The 17,043-nt window shown below is 69.9% G+C and carries 14 protein-coding genes and 3 tRNA genes; 9 read left to right on the top strand and 8 right to left on the bottom strand.

All coding sequences use genetic code 11. The features are described from left to right. Position 1: 1 nt before the first annotated feature. The 3 genes from GT045_RS36020 to GT045_RS36010 all read right to left on the bottom strand — a co-directional run bounded on the left by GT045_RS36020 (position 2) and on the right by GT045_RS36010 (position 711). Positions 2 to 74, bottom strand: a tRNA-Gly gene (locus GT045_RS36020). Between the two features lie 80 nt (positions 75 to 154). Then, positions 155 to 226 (bottom strand) — tRNA-Gly (locus GT045_RS36015). A gap of 167 nt (positions 227 to 393) precedes the next feature. Continuing rightward, entirely contained in the window at positions 394 to 711 is a 318-nt protein-coding gene (locus GT045_RS36010) for an Lsr2 family protein (protein WP_161292526.1), read from the bottom strand. Between the two features lie 310 nt (positions 712 to 1,021). Between GT045_RS36010 and purS the strand changes: the two genes are divergently transcribed. From purS to purM, 7 genes are all read left to right on the top strand, one after another. Further along, positions 1,022 to 1,285 carry a phosphoribosylformylglycinamidine synthase subunit PurS gene (gene purS, locus GT045_RS36005; RefSeq protein ID WP_161292529.1) on the top strand — a complete coding sequence of 88 codons (264 nt, stop codon included), beginning with the start codon at positions 1,022 to 1,024 and terminating at the stop codon, positions 1,283 to 1,285. Beyond that, the gene (gene purQ, locus GT045_RS36000) at positions 1,282 to 1,962 is read left to right on the top strand and encodes a phosphoribosylformylglycinamidine synthase subunit PurQ (protein ID WP_161292531.1); all 681 of its coding nucleotides are present in this window, start codon (positions 1,282 to 1,284) and stop codon (positions 1,960 to 1,962) included. The genes purS and purQ overlap by 4 nt, the downstream gene beginning before the upstream one ends. After that, positions 1,959 to 4,217 (top strand): phosphoribosylformylglycinamidine synthase subunit PurL, encoded by a 2,259-nt coding sequence (purL, locus tag GT045_RS35995; RefSeq protein ID WP_161336784.1) that lies wholly within the window; start codon positions 1,959 to 1,961, stop codon positions 4,215 to 4,217. The genes purQ and purL overlap by 4 nt, the downstream gene beginning before the upstream one ends. Positions 4,218 to 4,307: 90 nt before the next feature. Further along, entirely contained in the window at positions 4,308 to 5,099 is a 792-nt protein-coding gene (locus GT045_RS35990; RefSeq protein ID WP_161336783.1) for a maleylpyruvate isomerase family mycothiol-dependent enzyme, read from the top strand. Between the two features lie 35 nt (positions 5,100 to 5,134). Beyond that, positions 5,135 to 5,590: an META domain-containing protein gene (locus GT045_RS35985; protein WP_161336782.1), complete on the top strand. Its 456-nt coding sequence runs from the start codon at positions 5,135 to 5,137 to the stop codon at positions 5,588 to 5,590. A gap of 201 nt (positions 5,591 to 5,791) precedes the next feature. Then, a complete protein-coding gene (purF, locus tag GT045_RS35980; RefSeq protein ID WP_161336781.1) occupies positions 5,792 to 7,321 on the top strand; it encodes an amidophosphoribosyltransferase in 1,530 nt (509 codons plus the stop codon). 43 nt (positions 7,322 to 7,364) lie between these two features. After that, positions 7,365 to 8,432: a phosphoribosylformylglycinamidine cyclo-ligase gene (gene purM / locus GT045_RS35975; RefSeq protein WP_161336780.1), complete on the top strand. Its 1,068-nt coding sequence runs from the start codon at positions 7,365 to 7,367 to the stop codon at positions 8,430 to 8,432. Between the two features lie 66 nt (positions 8,433 to 8,498). On the opposite strand, the gene GT045_RS35970 is transcribed toward purM, so the two are convergent. Next, entirely contained in the window at positions 8,499 to 8,747 is a 249-nt protein-coding gene (locus tag GT045_RS35970) for a DUF3073 domain-containing protein (RefSeq protein ID WP_161294524.1), read from the bottom strand. 290 nt (positions 8,748 to 9,037) lie between these two features. Then, entirely contained in the window at positions 9,038 to 10,144 is a 1,107-nt protein-coding gene (locus tag GT045_RS35965) for a Glu/Leu/Phe/Val dehydrogenase dimerization domain-containing protein (protein WP_161294522.1), read from the bottom strand. Between the two features lie 198 nt (positions 10,145 to 10,342). Between GT045_RS35965 and GT045_RS35960 the strand changes: the two genes are divergently transcribed. Both GT045_RS35960 and bldC read left to right on the top strand, forming a co-directional pair. Beyond that, positions 10,343 to 11,185: a hypothetical protein gene (locus GT045_RS35960; protein ID WP_161294520.1), complete on the top strand. Its 843-nt coding sequence runs from the start codon at positions 10,343 to 10,345 to the stop codon at positions 11,183 to 11,185. Positions 11,186 to 11,703: 518 nt separating this feature from the next. Then, entirely contained in the window at positions 11,704 to 11,910 is a 207-nt protein-coding gene (gene bldC / locus GT045_RS35955; protein ID WP_003949541.1) for a developmental transcriptional regulator BldC, read from the top strand. Between the two features lie 526 nt (positions 11,911 to 12,436). Here the strand turns inward: bldC and GT045_RS35950 are convergent. The 3 genes from GT045_RS35950 to hrpA form a co-directional block, all read right to left on the bottom strand. Further along, entirely contained in the window at positions 12,437 to 12,628 is a 192-nt protein-coding gene (locus GT045_RS35950; protein WP_161288959.1) for a DUF6274 family protein, read from the bottom strand. Positions 12,629 to 12,884: 256 nt separating this feature from the next. After that, a tRNA-Asp gene (locus GT045_RS35945) sits at positions 12,885 to 12,959 on the bottom strand. 95 nt (positions 12,960 to 13,054) lie between these two features. Next, positions 13,055 to 16,999 (bottom strand): ATP-dependent RNA helicase HrpA, encoded by a 3,945-nt coding sequence (gene hrpA, locus GT045_RS35940; RefSeq protein ID WP_161336779.1) that lies wholly within the window; start codon positions 16,997 to 16,999, stop codon positions 13,055 to 13,057. Between the last annotated feature and the right edge of the window lie 44 nt (positions 17,000 to 17,043).

Raw genomic sequence — 17,043 nt, 5'->3', positions numbered from 1 at the left:
GAGCGGACGACGAGGCTCGAACTCGCGACCTCAACCTTGGCAAGGTTGCGCTCTACCAACTGAGCTACGTCCGCATTGCTCCCGATCGGCTCCCACCGACCGGTGCGGGCACCAGCCTACCCGATCCACAGCAGTGGTCGTGACGGCGATGCAGAGCGGGTGACAGGGATCGCACACTGCGCCTTCCCCCTGGAAGGGGGATGTTCTACTACTGAACTACACCCGCACGGTCCTCGGGATCCGGCCTTCCGGCCTCGCCCCTCGGCGTGTCCCAGACATTAGCTGATCAGCAGGGGGGTAGCGCAAGTCGGCGCCTCCCGGGGCCCCGTATGTCCCAAGTGCACGGTCCTCAGGGCCCGCTGACGGACCCTGAGGACGCGCCCCTGCTCGGGCTCACTGGGCGGCGCTGAACGCCTCGTAGACCTTCTTCGGGATGCGCCCGCGCGCGGGGACGTCCATCTTGTTGGCCTGGGCCCAGGCGCGCACGGCCGCCGGGTCGGGGGCGACCTCCGTCTGCCGGAACGCCTTGCCGGACCGGGAACGCTTGCGGCCGGCCTCGACGTAGGGCGCGAGCACCTTGCGCAGTTTCTCGGCGTTGGTTTCGTTCAGGTCGATCTCGTACGACCTGCCGTCGAGTCCGAAGGCGATCGTCTCCGCCGCTTCCGAGCCGTCGATGTCGTCAAAGAGAGTGACCACGACTTTTTGCGCCACGAATATCGGTCCCTTCGTGCGGCACGTCGTTACAGCTCAACGCCGACGACATGCCGAGTATCGGCTATTGCCAATTCATTTGTACAGTGCCCGGCAAAGCAAAGTGAAGCCCGACTAAATCCGTCCGCGTGTCCGGGCGCAATAGAGGCGTGAGGCGGACTGTGGAACTTTCCCAGAACTTTTCACGGGGGCACGGCTTCGACACCCGATCGTGATGCGCCTCACGTACATTCCTCCAACTCTACCCGCGTAGAAATTTTGTGCGGGTAGTCTGAAGGAACCTGCTCAGCACCACACACCGGGAGTGCCAGTGGCACGCGTCGTAGTCGACGTCATGCTCAAGCCGGAGATCCTCGACCCCCAGGGCCAGGCGGTCCAGCGTGCGCTGCCGCGCCTGGGATTCGAGGGGATCTCGGACGTACGTCAGGGAAAGCGTTTCGAACTGGAAGTTGACGGGCCGGTCGACGAGGCCGCGCTCGCCCGGATCCGCGATCTTGCGGAATCCTTCCTCGCCAACACCGTGATCGAGGACTTCACCGTCCGCGTCGATGAAGTCGCGGAGGCGGCCAGGTGACCGCTCGTATTGGCGTCGTCACTTTCCCGGGCAGCCTGGACGACCGGGACACCCGGCGCGCGATCCGTCTCGCGGGCGCCGAGCCGGTCGCCCTGTGGCACAAGGACAAGGACCTCAAGCAGGTCGACGCCGTGGTGCTGTGCGGAGGTTTCTCCTACGGCGACTATCTGCGCGCCGGTGCCATCGCACGCTTCTCGCCGGTGATGGAGCCCCTCATCGAGCAGGCGAAGGCCGGACTGCCGGTCCTCGGCATCTGCAACGGCTTCCAGATCCTCACCGAGGCCCACCTCCTGCCGGGCGCCATGCTCGGCAACGACCACCTCCACTTCATCTGCCGCGACCAGAAGCTGCGGGTGGAGAACGCGGAGACCTCCTGGACCAGCGACTACCGCGCCGGCCAGGAGATCCACATCCCGCTGAAGAACATGGACGGCCGGTACGTCGCCGACGACCGCACGCTGGACATGCTGGAAGCCGAGGGCCGGGTCGCGTTCCGGTACGTGGGCTTCAACCCGAACGGCTCCCTGCGGGACATCGCCGGCATCACCAACGAGGCCGGGAACGTCGTCGGCCTCATGCCGCACCCCGAGCACGCCGTCGAGCCGCTGATCGGTACGGGCCGTACCGACGGTCTGCCCTTCTTCACCTCGATCCTCAAGAAGCTGGTCAACGCATGAGCCGGACGCCTCTGGACACGGTCGAGCACGCGGCCGCGACCCCCGACGTCGAGCTGCCCTGGGCCGAACTCGGTCTGAAGAAGGACGAGTACGAGCGGGTGGTGGAGATCCTCGGCCGCCGCCCGACCGGCGCCGAACTCGCCATGTACTCGGTCATGTGGTCCGAGCACTGCTCGTACAAGTCCTCCAAGGTCCACCTGCGCCAGTTCGGCGAGAAGGCCCCCGAGTCCGACGCCCTCCTCGTCGGCATCGGCGAGAACGCCGGCGTCGTCGACGTCGGCCAGGGCTACGCGGTCACCTTCAAGGTCGAGTCGCACAACCACCCCTCCTACGTCGAGCCCTACCAGGGCGCGGCCACGGGTGTCGGCGGCATCGTCCGCGACATCATCGCGATGGGCGCGCGCCCGGTCGCGGTCGTGGACCCGCTGCGCTTCGGCGCGGCCGACCACCCCGACACCAAGCGCGTCCTGCCGGGCGTGGTCGCGGGCATCGGCGGCTACGGCAACTGCCTCGGCCTGCCCAACATCGGCGGTGAGGTCGTCTTCGACGCCTGCTACCAGGGCAACCCGCTGGTGAACGCCGGTGCGATCGGTGTGATGCGGCACGAGGACATCCACCTCGCCAAGGCGTCCGGCGCGGGCAACAAGGTCATCCTGTACGGCGCCCGGACCGGCGGCGACGGCATCGGCGGCGCGTCGATCCTGGCCTCCGAGACCTTCGACGACGCGAAGCCCTCGAAGCGTCCCGCCGTCCAGGTCGGCGACCCCTTCCAGGAGAAGCTCCTCATCGAGTGCACCCTGGAGGCGTTCAAGGAGAAGCTGGTCGTCGGCATCCAGGACCTCGGCGCCGCCGGCCTCTCCTGCGCCACCTCCGAGCTGGCCTCCAACGGCTCCGGCGGCATGCGCGTCACCCTGGACGACGTCCCGCTGCGTGACTCGACGCTCTCTCCTGAGGAGATCCTCATGAGCGAGTCGCAGGAACGCATGTGCGCGGTCGTGGAGCCGGCGAAGGTCGACCGCTTCCTGGAGATCTGCGAGAAGTGGGACGTCATCGCCACCGTCATCGGTGAGGTGACCGACGGCGACCGGCTGGAGATCTTCTGGCACGGCGGCAAGATCGTCGACGTCGACCCGCGCACGGTCGCCCACGACGGCCCGGTCTACGAGCGCCCCTACGCCCGCCCGGACTGGCAGGACGCCCTCCAGGCCGACGACGCGGACAAGCTGCCCCGCCCGGCGACCGGCGAGGAGCTGAAGGACCAGGTCCTGAAGCTGGTGGCCTCCCCCAACCAGGCGTCCAAGAAGTGGATCACGTCCCAGTACGACCACTTCGTGCAGGGCAACACCGTCCTCGCCCAGCCGGAGGACTCCGGCATGATCCGCGTGGACGAGGAGACCGGCCTCGGCGTCGCCATCGCCACGGACGGCAACGGCCGCTACGCCAAGCTCGACCCCTACACGGGCGCCCAGCTGGCCCTGGCCGAGGCGTACCGCAACGTCGCCACGACCGGCGCCCGGCCGCTGGCCGTCTCGGACTGCCTGAACTTCGGCTCGCCCGAGGACCCGGCGGTCATGTGGCAGTTCGCGGAGGCCGTGCGCGGCCTGGCGGACGGCTGCCTGCAGCTGGGCACTCCGGTGACCGGCGGCAACGTCTCCCTCTACAACCAGACGGGCGAGGCGGCCATCCACCCGACCCCGGTCGTGGCCGTGCTCGGCGTGATCGACGACGTCGCCCGCCGCACCCCGGGCGCCTTCCAGGAGGAGGGCCAGCTGCTCTACCTCCTCGGCGACACCCGCGAGGAGTTCGGCGGCTCGGCCTGGTCCCAGGTGATCCACGACCACCTGGGCGGCCTGCCTCCGGCGGTGGACCTGGAGCGGGAGCGCCTGCTCGCCGAGATCCTGATCTCCGCCTCCCGCGACGGCATGGTCGACTCCGCGCACGACCTGTCCGACGGCGGTCTGATCCAGGCCGTGGTCGAGTCCGCGCTGCTCGGCGGCAAGGGCGCGCGTCTGGTCGTACCCGACGGTCTGGACGCCTTCACCTTCCTGTTCTCCGAGTCGGCCGGCCGCGCGGTCGTCGCCGTGCCGCGCTCGGAGGAGCTGCGGTTCACCGACATGTGCGGCGCGCGCGGCCTGCCGGCCACCCGCATCGGTGTCGTGGACGGGGAGTCGGTGGAGATCCAGGGCGAGTTCTCCCTGCCCCTCGCCGAACTGCGCGAGGCGCACGAGGGGACGATCCCGGCCCTGCTGGCGTAACGGCCGGACCCGCACGCGGAACGGCCCCGCCCGCCCACGCGGGCGGGGCCGTCCGGCCCCCCTGGCCGGCCACCGCATAGGCTCACCGCCATGCCACCGGCCAGGAAGCGCGCCCGCAGTCACGACCCCGCCAAGACCCGAGCCGCGGTCCTCGGACAGCTCGCCCATGTGCGGGAGGCCGTGCGCGGCCTCACCCCCGGGCAGCTCGTCCTGCCCACCCGGCTCGGCCCGTGGACGGTGCGCGACCTGGGCGCCCACGTCGGGACGGCGCTGACGGCCGTGCGCCGGGCCCTGGAGCTGCCCGCCCCGGCCGGGCAGCACCTCATCACCCCGGTCGGGTGGCCCTTCTCCGCCGGGTCCCGCGTCGACGGCCACGCAGGCGAGCCCCCCGTCGCGCCCCCGGACCTCGACGCCTACCTCGCCGACGTCGACCGGAGCCTGCGCGCCCTGCTCGACGCGCACCCCGGCGGCAGGCTGCTGGACACCGGCGCGGGCGCCATGCCGCTGGACGACTACCTCCTCACCCGCACCGTCGAACTCGTCGTCCACACCGACGACCTCAACGCCGCCGTCCCCGGCCTCCAGGTGCCGTACGAGCGGCAGGCCCTGGCCATCGCCACCCGGCTGCTCGCCGACGCCCTCGCCGTGAAGGCGCCCGGCGGATCCACCGAGGTGCGGGTGCCGCCGTACGCCGTCGTGCAGTGCGTCGAGGGGCCCCGGCACACCCGCGGCACCCCGCCGAACGTCGTGGAGACCGACCCGCTGACCTGGATCCGCCTGGCCACCGGCCGCGTGACCTGGGCGGACGCGCTGGCGGAGGCGAAGGTCAGCGCCAGCGGGGAGCGGGCGGACATCGGGGGCCTGCTACCGCTGACGCCATAGCGGAACCAGTCGTACCGCCGGTCCGTCGAATCCGTATGAACCGGCACAAGCAGCACCTGACCTTGACGGTGGCCGCCGTGCTCCTCCCGTGCATGGTGGCCTGCGGCAGCCAGAAGGGAGACAGTGGTGCGGTGAGCGTCCAGCAGCGCGTGACGGGGATCGACTGGCGCATCGACAGCCTGACCGCCGGCGGGACGACCCTGCGCGCCCCCGCCACCGCCCGCCTGCGCATCGACGAGGACGGCAAGGCCGCCGGCAACCTGGGCTGCAACCAGTTCAGTGCCCGGGCCACCGTGGACGGCGACCGGATCACCATCGGGAACCTGCGCACCACCCGCATGGCCTGCGACAAGACCCGGATGGACTTCGAGCGGGCCCTCGCCCGCGCCCTGACCACGGGCACACTCGTCGCCAAGGCCGACGACGCGAAACTGACGCTCACCGACGGCGACGGCGACCGGGTCCGGCTCAGCCGCGGCGCCTCCGAATGATGTGCGACGCCTCACTCACGTATCCGGCAAACGGCCCCTCCGCAGGGGCCAGGCATCGGACCGGATCGCCCGCGAGACCCTGACGCACCGCTTTGACCAGCACAAACACGGAAAGACCCAAAGTGATCGACACCGGTCGGTCCGCCGGGGGCGCGCATCCCCAATTCGGACCAGTGGTCGATCTCGCCTACACTCGGTGGTGTGCCACGTGGTGACGGTCGACTCAATCACGATCTGCTTCCCGGCGAAAAGGGCCCCCAGGACGCTTGCGGCGTCTTCGGCGTCTGGGCCCCGGGTGAAGAGGTCGCAAAGCTCACGTACTTCGGGCTCTACGCCCTCCAGCACCGGGGTCAGGAATCCGCGGGAATCGCGGTAAGCAACGGCTCCCAGATCCTCGTCTTCAAGGACATGGGCCTGGTCTCCCAGGTCTTCGACGAAACCTCGCTCGGTTCGCTCCAGGGTCATATCGCGGTCGGACACGCCCGCTACTCGACCACCGGTGCCTCCGTGTGGGAGAACGCCCAGCCGACGTTCCGCGCCACCGCGCACGGTTCGATCGCGCTCGGTCACAACGGCAACCTGGTCAACACGGCGCAGCTCGCCGAGATGGTCGCCGCCCTGCCGAACGACAACAACAGCCGCTCCACCCGGGTCGCGGCCACCAACGACACCGACCTGCTGACGGCGCTGCTCGCCGCGCAGGTCGACGAGGACGGCAAGCCGCTGACCATCGAGGAGGCCGCGCACGCGGTGCTCCCGAAGGTCAAGGGCGCCTTCTCCCTGGTCTTCATGGACGAGGGAACCCTCTACGCCGCCCGTGACCCGCAGGGCATCCGCCCGCTGGTGCTGGGCCGGCTGGAGCGCGGCTGGGTGGTCGCCTCCGAGTCCGCCGCCCTCGACATCTGCGGCGCGAGCTACGTGCGCGAGATCGAGCCGGGCGAGTTCGTCGCCATCGACGAGAACGGCCTGCGCAGCTCTCGATTCGCAGAAGCGAAGCCCAAGGGCTGTGTCTTCGAGTACGTGTACCTGGCCCGCCCGGACACCGACATCGCCGGCCGGAACGTGTACCTCTCCCGCGTGGAGATGGGCCGCCGCCTGGCCAAGGAGGCCCCGGTCGAGGCCGATCTGGTCATAGCGACCCCGGAGTCCGGCACCCCGGCCGCCATCGGCTACGCGGAGGCGTCCGGCATCCCCTTCGGCGCGGGCCTGGTGAAGAACGCCTACGTCGGCCGTACCTTCATCCAGCCCTCGCAGACCATCCGCCAGCTGGGCATCCGCCTGAAGCTGAACCCGCTGAAGGAAGTCATCAAGGGCAAGCGCCTGGTCGTCGTCGACGACTCGATCGTGCGCGGCAACACCCAGCGGGCCCTGGTCCGCATGCTCCGCGAGGCCGGCGCCGCCGAGGTCCACATCCGGATCTCCTCCCCGCCCGTGAAGTGGCCCTGCTTCTTCGGCATCGACTTCGCCACCCGGGCGGAGCTGATCGCCAACGGCATGACCATCGAGGAGATCGGCACCAGCCTCGGTGCCGACTCCCTCGCCTACATCTCCATCGACGGCATGATCGAGGCGACCACGATCGCCAAGCCGAACCTGTGCCGCGCCTGTTTCGACGGCGAGTACCCGATGGAGCTGCCGGACCCGGAGCTGCTCGGAAAGCAGCTGCTGGAGACCGAGCTGGCCGCCGGGCCCGCGGCCACGGCCGCCGCCGACGCGATCCGTCGCCCGTAAGCCCGCTTTTTTCACGCGGTACGACACGAAAGTTCTCAAGATCATGTCTTCCGAGACCACTGGTGCCAGCTACGCGAGCGCGGGCGTCGACATCGAGGCGGGCGACCGCGCCGTCGAGCTGATGAAGGAGTGGGTGAAGAAGACCCAGCGCCCCGAGGTCCTGGGCGGCCTCGGCGGCTTCGCCGGGCTCTTCGACGCCTCCGCCCTCAAGCGCTACGAGCGCCCGCTGCTGGCCTCCGCCACCGACGGCGTCGGCACGAAGGTCGACATCGCGCGCCGCATGGGCGTCTACGACTCCATCGGCCACGACCTGGTCGCCATGGTCATGGACGACATCGTGGTGTGCGGTGCCGAGCCGCTGTTCATGACCGACTACATCTGCGTCGGCAAGGTCCACCCCGAGCGGGTCGCGGCCATCGTGAAGGGCATCGCCGAAGGCTGTGTGCTGGCCGGCTGCGCCCTGGTGGGCGGTGAGACGGCCGAACACCCGGGCCTGCTGGGCGAGGACGACTTCGACGTCGCCGGCGCCGGTACGGGCGTCGTGGAGGCCGACCGGCTGCTGGGCCCGGACCGTATCCGCACGGGTGACGCCGTGATCGCCATGGCGTCCTCCGGTCTTCACTCCAACGGGTACTCCCTGGTCCGGCACGTCCTGCTGGAGCGCGCCGGGGCCCTGGAGACCGAGATCGCGGAGCTGGGCCGCTCCCTCGGCGAGGAGCTGCTGGAGCCCACCAAGATCTACTCGCTGGACTGCCTGGCGCTGACCCGGACCGCCGAGGTGCACGCCTTCAGCCACATCACCGGCGGCGGACTCGCCGCCAACCTGGCCCGGGTGATCCCGGACGGCCTGCACGCCGTGGTCGACCGTTCCACCTGGGCCCCGGGCGCGATCTTCGACCTGGTCGGCAAGACCGGGAACGTGGAGCGCCTGGAACTGGAGAAGACCCTGAACATGGGCGTCGGCATGATGGCCGTCGTCCCGGCGGAGTCCACCGAGGTGGCCCTCGCGACGCTGGCCGACCGCGGCGTCGACGCCTGGATCGCCGGCGAGATCACCGAGCGCGGCGAGAAGACGACCGGCGCCGAGCTGGTCGGGGACTACTCCGCCTGACCGTGCGGACAGCACAGAACCCGGTCGGTGGCTGTGCCACCGACCGGGTGAGTGCTCAGTGCAAGGTCAAGCGCCGCGACGGTGTTGTGAGGGACCGTCATCCTCGTCCTCGTCGTCCTCATAGAGGTCGGCGTAGCGCGAGTAGAGATCGTCCTCATCGTTTTCATCGTCCTCGAACGGCTCGCCGTTCGGCGGCTGGCTCGAAGTCGATGCGCCCAGTTCACTGGCCAGACGTGACAGGTCAGTCCCACCGCTGTTGTACTTCAGCTGGCGGGCGACCTTTGTCTGCTTGGCCTTGGCCCGGCCGCGCCCCATGGCTCGACCCCCTCGGTGACGGGGCTCGACGGCCCCAGAGTCTGACACGCGTTCATGATCCGGAACGAACCCTCCGCGGAGAGGCCGTTCCGTAGGGCTTCCACGGTACCTGAGCCCGCGCCCATACGGTACGTCGCCCGCAGCAAGCGCGTGTGCACAGGACCTTCGAGGCGCCCTGTCCTCGCTGGTCAGTGGCGATTTTAACCACTTATCCGGGAACGACCCGCCGGGGGAAGTGAGAGTTCTCTCTAAGTTCCCGCCGACGGGTACCGCTCAGGTGTACGACAGGACTAGTGCGCGGTGCCTTCCGCGCGGGCGTCGGCCATCCGCTGCTCGGCGATCCGGTCGGCCGCCGCGGCCGGCGGAATCCCGTCCGTCTTCGCACGTGCGAATATGGCCAGCGTGGTGTCGAAGATCCTCGCCGCCTTCGCCCTGCACCGGTCGAAGTCGAACCCGTGCAGCTCGTCGGCCACCTGGATGACCCCGCCGGCGTTCACCACGTAGTCCGGCGCGTAGAGGATCCCGCGGTCGGCGAGGTCCTTCTCCACACCCGGATGGGCCAGTTGGTTGTTGGCCGCCCCGCACACCACCGCGGCGGTGAGCGCCGGGACGGAGAGGTCGTTCAGGGCTCCGCCCAGGGCGCACGGGGCGTAGATGTCGAGCCCCTCCACCCGGATCAGCGCCTCGGTGTCGGCGACGGCCGTGACCCCGGCGGGATGCTGGTCGAGGACCCGCCGGACCGCGTCGGCCCGCACGTCCGTGATCACGATCTCGGCGCCCTCGTCGAGCAGGTGCCGCACCAGGTGGTGGCCGACCTTGCCGACGCCGGCGACCCCGATCCGGCGCCCGCGCAGTGAGGGGTCGCCCCACAGGTGCTGGGCGGAGGCGCGCATGCCCTGGTAGACGCCGAAGGCGGTGAGCACGGAGGAGTCGCCGGCGCCGCCGTTCTCGGGGGAGCGGCCTGTGGTCCAGCGGCACTCGCGGGCCACGACGTCCATGTCCGCCACGTAGGTGCCGACGTCGCACGCGGTGACGTAGCGCCCGCCGAGCGAGGCGACCATGCGGCCGTAGGCGAGGAGCAGGTCCTCGGTCTTGTCGCGCTCCGGGTCGCCGATGATCACGGCCTTGCCGCCGCCGTGGTCGAGACCGGCCATGGCGTTCTTGTAGGACATCCCGCGCGCGAGGTTCAGGGCGTCGGCGACGGCCTCGGCCTCGGTCGCGTAGGGGTAGAAGCGCGTGCCGCCGAGGGCCGGGCCCAGGGCGGTGGAGTGGATGGCGATCACGGCCTTGAGGCCGCTGGCGCGGTCCTGGCAGAGCACGACCTGCTCATGGCCGCCCTGGTCCGAGTGGAACAGGGTGTGCAGGACATCAGCAGGCGCGCCGGTTACGTCGGTCACTGTGGTGACTCCTGTGTACTAGCGGCGAGTGGGGCGGTCCCCGTACGGGTGGCGGGGAGCCGTGGCATGAGCGTAGAGCCTCGGCCCACTCACCATCCGTGCAGTGTTCAGGATCACCCGCACGGGGCCGCCGCGCACGCATGACCGTGGCACGATCTGCCGTGGTTTCGAGCCGGGCCCGGTGGGGAGGGAGCAGGCGTGTCCAAGGTGTCCTCCGTGGTCGTCCCCTATGCCGCCTACCTGCGCGTGTACGAGCCGCTGGGCGCCTTCCCGGAGCCGGAGCGCAGCCACTGGACGCGCTACGCCCGCCGCCGGGAGCGCCCCTCCTACCAGGACGAACTGCGGCGCTCCCTCGCCGACTTGCTGCCCACCCCGCCGGTCGCGGTGCCGGTGCAGGAGAGCGGCGACGCCTTCGTGCTGGAGGTCGACGGGGTGGTGTGCGTGTGCCCCTGGCGGACCCGGCTGCGCGGCTGGCTGGCGCTGGGCGGCCTCGCCGAGGAGCTGCCGCCGCCGGTGCTGGACGCGGCGCTGCCCGAGGTGGTGCGCCGCCAGGCCGCCCAGGACTACGAGCGCTGGCTCGCCCGCAACCCCGACGCCCGCCCGTGGATCCGTACGGCGACCTGGCAGGTGCCGCTGAACTGGTTCGTGCTGGTCTCGCACGAGGAGCGGCGGTACGACAAGGGGACCGCCGACGTGCCCCCGGTACTGCGCTACCGCACGCCGATGGTGCAGGCCCGGCGCCGGGTGGCGCGGGGCCTGCGCACGCTGAAGGACACCGTCGAGGAGGGCCCGCTGATCGACGGCCTGGTGGACGTCGGCCGCTGGCTGGAGGAGTTCCATCCGCGTTCGCTGGTGGAACTGGACTACGGCGGGCTGGTGCACGTGCTGCCGGCGGGCGAGCTGGAGGACGATCACTCGGCGGCGGACGTGGCGGCCGGCATCGAGGCGCTGCGCCGGGGGGACGGGACGGCCGCCGGGGAGGCGTACGGGCGCCTGGTGGAGCGGTGGCGGTCGGTGCGGGACCGGCGTTCCGCGAACTGAGTGACGTGCGTCACGGTCAAATCGGTGCCGGAGGACGTACGTTCTACTCGCTTGGAGACCTGATGGGGCGTTGGTCCCGATCTGGACTTTTGTCCCAAGGGTGACGGACAGCACTTACCCGGCTCTTGCTCTAGTTGCCACCCCTCGTGCCAAAATAGGACAAGGAGTCCGGGGAGGGCTCCGTCCGCCCAACTGTGCTCCACTGTGGGCGGATTTCTCAGCATTGCACGCTTTGGGGGGTCTGGTGACTCCTGATCGTCCTGTGACTGATCGTCACAGTGGCGTGACTGTCCGCTATGGCATGGTCCATCGGCTTCCGTCGCTGATGAACACCTGGGAGGGCAATTCCATCGGTTTGGCCGACGCGGCTGGACGGATGGTGTAGTTGTAGTGCCGAGGACAAGCCGTTCGTCCTATAACCGACTCGACTCGCGTCCGCCATTTCGGGCAACGCGGGTCAAGGTGCAGAATTTAGAGGAAAGAACCGAGAAGGTTCGGTTCTCCCGAGGAGGCCGCTCATGACCGCTCGCACCCCTGATGCCGAGCCGCTGCTGACCCCGGCTGAGGTCGCCACCATGTTCCGTGTCGACCCCAAGACGGTCACGCGGTGGGCGAAGGCCGGCAAGCTCACGTCCATCCGCACGCTCGGCGGACACCGCCGTTACCGCGAGGCCGAGGTCCGCGCCCTGCTTGCGGGCATCCCGCAGCAGCGCAGCGAGGCCTGAACAACTCCATAACCGGGCAAGACGGTCGGCCCCCCAACCGGCCGAGGCGCCCGAAACCCTAGCTCCAAGCGACGTGGGACCTGCCCCAACAGGGCCCTCGCCCAGGCCGAAGAGAACGTTGTCGGCAAGCGACACAGGGTGCGTCGTCGATCGCGCTGGACTCCGCCGGGTCCAGCGCGATTTTTTTGTGCGCCGGGCCCGTCCGCCGGCCCGTCCGCCGCCCGCCGCGCCTGCGCGGCCGCGCCCGGGGCGGGCGGGCCTGGTGAGCGTCCTTGTCGGAGTCTGGGGATGCCTGTCGGAACGGCCGGGCGAGGACCCCGGCGGTGGTGCAATTGCACATATTAAATTGACCCGTTGTATGACGGGGGTAAATGCCACGGTTTCAAAAACTCATGCGGTGACACCCGTCACACGGCCCGGCGCTTGAAGGCCGCGTTCCGCATGGGTTAGAGGGAGGGGCTGCTCCAGAGTCCCACGCCCGCCCCGGGGTTGGGCCCTGCGGGGGGGGGGCTCCCCGGGGGAGGCTTCACGCGGGACGGGGGCTCTCGTCCTCGCCGGCCTCCTGCTCGGCCTCCTGGCCGTACGGGCCGGCGTCCATCGCCAGGCGCAGCAGGCGGTGGCAGACGGGGCAGTGGCGGGTGAGATGCCGGTAGGAGGAGGCGGCCGACAGGTGGGCCCTCAGAAGCGCCCGTGTCTCGTGCCTGACAGACGCCGCCATACGCCACCTCCGGGGGCCGCACAGGAGGAACGGGCCCTGCTCTCTGGGTACCGAGCGGATGTGACGCCGTCAAGGCCGCGGTACGCGCGACGCGGGCCGCCGAAGGGGCGCGCACCCGCGAGAGGGTGGCCGGTGCGGGTGAGTGCATGCGGCCGGCGGGCGGTGCGGGCGGGCGCATGCGACCGGCGGGCGGTGCGGGCGGGTGCATACGACCGAGGCCCGCATCCCTCGCGGGATGCGGGCCTCGGTCTTCATGCGGTCCTGACGGGATTTGAACCCGCGGCCTCCACCTTGACAGGGTGGCGAGCACTCCAAACTGCTCCACAGGACCAGGTTTCGCGGCGCTTTTTCCTGCACTGCGCTGCGAGAAGAGACTGTACAGGAGGGTGAGGGTGCTGGTCGAACTCACCCTCCGTACAGGGACGGCTACGGCACGGCGGCGTCGATCGCCTTCACGATCCGCTTGTCCGAGACGGGGTACGCCGTGCCCAGCGCGTGGGCGAAGTAGCTGACCCGGAGCTCCTCGATCATCCAGCGGATGTCCAGGACCGAGGAGGGCACCGGGCGGCCCTGCGGAAGCTGCTCCAGGAGCCAGGCGTACTCGTCCTGCATCTCGTGGACCTTCTCCATGCGCGTGGTGTCCCGCTGGACGCTGGTCGGCATCTGCTGCAGGCGGCGGTCGGCGGCCACCATGTAGCGCATCAGGTCGGGCAGGCGGCGTATGCCCGCCCAGGTGACGAAACCGGGCTTCACGAGGGCGTCCAGCTGCTTGCGGACGTCCGTGAGGTTCGCGAGCAGGGCCGGGCTGCCGGTGGCCTTCAGACGGCGCTCGGCCGCCTGCCAGGCCGCGAGCACCTGCTGCACCTGGGCGACCGTACGGACCGTGGTGTCCACGATCTCCGCGCGCACCTTGTCGAACAGCTTCCGGTACGACTCCTCGTCCCAGGCCGGCCCTCCGAAGTCCCCGACGAGCTTGTCCGCCGCCGCCATCGCGCAGTCGTCGAACAGTGCCTGGATCGAGCCGTGCGGATTGGCGGAGAGCGCCAGCTTCTGGGCGTTCGTCAGCTTCTCGGAGGCGAACTTCGCCGGGTTCACCGGGATGTTGCGCAGGATCAGCCGGCGGGTGCCCTTCCACATGGCCTCCGCCTGCTCGGCCTCGGTGTCGAAGAGCCGGACGGAGACCGTGTCACCGTCGTCCACCAGCGCCGGGTACGCCTTGACGGGCTGGCCGGCCCGGCGGGTCTCGAAGACCCGGGACAGCGTGCCGATCGTCCAGTCCGTCAGCCCCGTGCGCTCCAGCGACTCACCGCCCTCGCGGGACGCCGTCGCGGCCGCGGCCTGCGAGATGGCCTTGCGGGCCTTCGGCTTCAGGCGCAGCTTCAGCGCCTCCAGGTCCTTGTCCTCGGCCAGCTTCCGGCGGCGTTCGTCGACGATCCGGAAGGTGATCCTGAGGTGGTCGGGGACCTTCGCCCAGTCGAAGTCGTCCGCCTCGAAGGGAACGCCCACCATCCGCTTCAGCTCACGGGCCATCGTGACGGTGAGCGGCTCCTGGAGGGGCTCCGCCTTCTCCAGGAACGCCCTCGCGTAGTTCGGCGCCGGTACGTAGTGGCGGCGGATGGGCTTCGGCAGGGAGCGGATCAGCTCGGTCACGACCTCCTCGCGCAGGCCGGGGATCTGCCAGTCGAAGCCCTCGTCCGTGACCTGGTTGAGGACCTGGAGCGGGACGTGCACCGTCACGCCGTCGGCGTCCGCACCCGGTTCGAACTGGTAGGTGACCCGGAACTTCAGGTTCCGCTGGTGCCAGCTGTCCGGGTAGTCGGCCTTGGTGACCGCCTCGGCCGACTCCCGGATGAGCATCTCCCGCTCGAAGTCCAGGAACTCCGGCTGCTCCTGCCGCTTGCGCTTCCACCAGGAGTCGAAGTGGGCGCCGGACACCACGTGTTCGGGCACCCGCTGGTCGTAGAAGTCGAAGAGGGTGTCGTCGTCCACGACGATGTCCCGGCGCCGGGCGCGGTGCTCCAGCTCCTCGACCTCGCTGAGGAGCCTGCGGTTGTCGGCGAAGAACTTGTGGTGCGTACGCCAGTCGCCCTCCACGAGCGCGTTGCGGATGAACAGCTCGCGCGAGACCTCGGGGTCGATCCGGCCGTAGTTCACCTTCCGCTGGGCGACGATCGGGACGCCGTACAGCGTGACCTTCTCGTACGCCATCACGGCCGCCTGGTCCTTCTCCCAGTGCGGTTCGCTGTACGTGCGCTTGAGCAGGTGCTCGGCCAGCGGTTCGACCCACTCGGGCTCGATCTTGGCGTTGACCCGCGCCCACAGACGGCTGGTCTCCACCAGCTCGGCCGACATCAGGAACCGCGGCTGCTTCCGGAAGAGCGCCGAACCCGGGAAGACGGCGAACTTGGCGCCGCGGGCGCCCAGGTACTCGTTCTTGTTGCCGTCCTTCACGTCCTTCATCCCGACGTGGGAGAGGAGGCCGGCGAGGAGGGAGACGTGGACGCGGTCGGCCGGGGCGTCCTCCTCGGCGAGGTGGATGCCCATCTGCTTGGCGACCGTACGCAGCTGCGTGTAGATGTCCTGCCACTCGCGGATGCGCAGGAAGTTCAGGTACTCCTGCTTGCACATCCGGCGGAAGGACGACGAGCCGCGCTCCTTCTGCTGCTCGCGCACGTACCGCCACAGGTTGAGGTAGGCGAGGAAGTCGCTGGTCTCGTCCTTGAAGCGGGCGTGCTGCTGGTCGGCCTGGGCCTGCTTGTCGGCCGGGCGTTCGCGCGGGTCCTGGATGGACAGCGCGGCGGCGATGACCATGACCTCGCGGACACAGCCGTTCCGGTCGGCCTCCAGGACCATCCGGGCCAGGCGCGGGTCGACGGGCAGCTGGGCCAGCTTGCGGCCGGTGTCGGTGAGCCGCTTGCGGATGTCCTTCTCGGCCGGGTCCAGCGCGCCCAGCTCCTGGAGCAGCTGCACGCCGTCGCGGATGTTGCGGTGGTCCGGCGGGTCGATGAAGGGGAACTTCTCGATGTCGCCGAGGCCGGCCGCGGTCATCTGGAGGATGACGGAGGCGAGGTTCGTGCGGAGGATCTCCGCGTCCGTGAACTCCGGGCGGGCGAGGAAGTCTTCCTCGGAGTACAGGCGGATGCAGATGCCGTCGGACGTACGGCCGCAGCGGCCCTTGCGCTGGTTGGCGCTCGCCTGCGAGACCGGTTCGATGGGCAGGCGCTGCACCTTGGTGCGGTGGCTGTAGCGGCTGATCCGGGCGAAGCCGGGGTCGATGACGTACTTGATGCCGGGGACGGTGAGGGAGGTCTCGGCGACGTTGGTGGCCAGGACGATCCGGCGCCCGGTGTGCTGCTGGAAGACCCGGTGCTGCTCCGCGTGCGACAGCCGGGCGTAGAGGGGGAGGACCTCGGTGAACCTGTACTTCTTCTTCTCCAGGGCGTCCGCCGTGTCGCGGATCTCCCGTTCGCCGGAGAGGAAGACGAGGATGTCGCCCTTGCCCTCCGCCATCAGTTCCTCGACGGCGTCCGTGATCGCGGTGATCTGGTCGCGGTCGGCGTCGTCCGAGTCCTCTTCGAGCAGGGGGCGGTAGCGGACCTCCACCGGGTAGGTCCGGCCGCTGACCTCGATGATCGGAGCGTCGCCGAAGTGCCGGGAGAAGCGCTCGGGGTCGATGGTCGCGGAGGTGATCACGACCTTCAGGTCGGGCCGCTTCGGCAGCAGCTGGGCCAGGTAGCCGAGCAGGAAGTCGATGTTGAGGGACCGCTCGTGCGCCTCGTCGATGATGATCGTGTCGTAGGCGCGCAGCTCGCGGTCGGTCTGGATCTCGGCGAGCAGGATGCCGTCCGTCATCAGCTTGACGAAGGTGGCGTCCGGGTTCACCTGGTCGGTGAAGCGGACCTTCCAGCCGACGGCCTCGCCGAGCGGGGTGTCCAGCTCCTCCGCCACCCGCTCGGCGACGGTCCGGGCCGCGATCCTCCGCGGCTGGGTGTGCCCGATCATGCCGCGCACGCCCCGGCCCAGCTCCATGCAGATCTTGGGGATCTGCGTGGTCTTGCCGGAGCCGGTCTCACCGGCCACGATGACCACCTGGTGAGCGCGGATGGCGTCCGCGATCTCGGCCTTCTTCTGGCTGACCGGCAGCTGCTCGGGATAGGTGACGGCCGGTACGCGGGAGCGCCGGCGGGCCATGCGGTCCTCGGCGAGACCGATCTCGGTCTCGATCTCGGTGAGGACGGCGGTGCGGGCCTCGGGCTTACGGATCTTGCGCGCGCCCTCCAGCCGCCGGCCGAGCCGGTGCGCGTCGCGCAGCGACAGCTCGGTCAGACGGGAGGCGAGGGTGCCGAGGGCGGGAGCGGGATGCGTAGACATACGGCATCCAGGATCTCACCCCGGCCAAAAATCACGCGAACGAT

Origin of the sequence: Streptomyces sp. SID486 (genome assembly GCF_009865385.1) — a bacterium.
In the GTDB taxonomy this organism is placed as follows: Bacteria; Actinomycetota; Actinomycetes; order Streptomycetales; family Streptomycetaceae; genus Streptomyces.
Note: the sequence above shows the minus strand (reverse complement) of the source record. Positions and strands in the feature narration are given on the sequence as shown.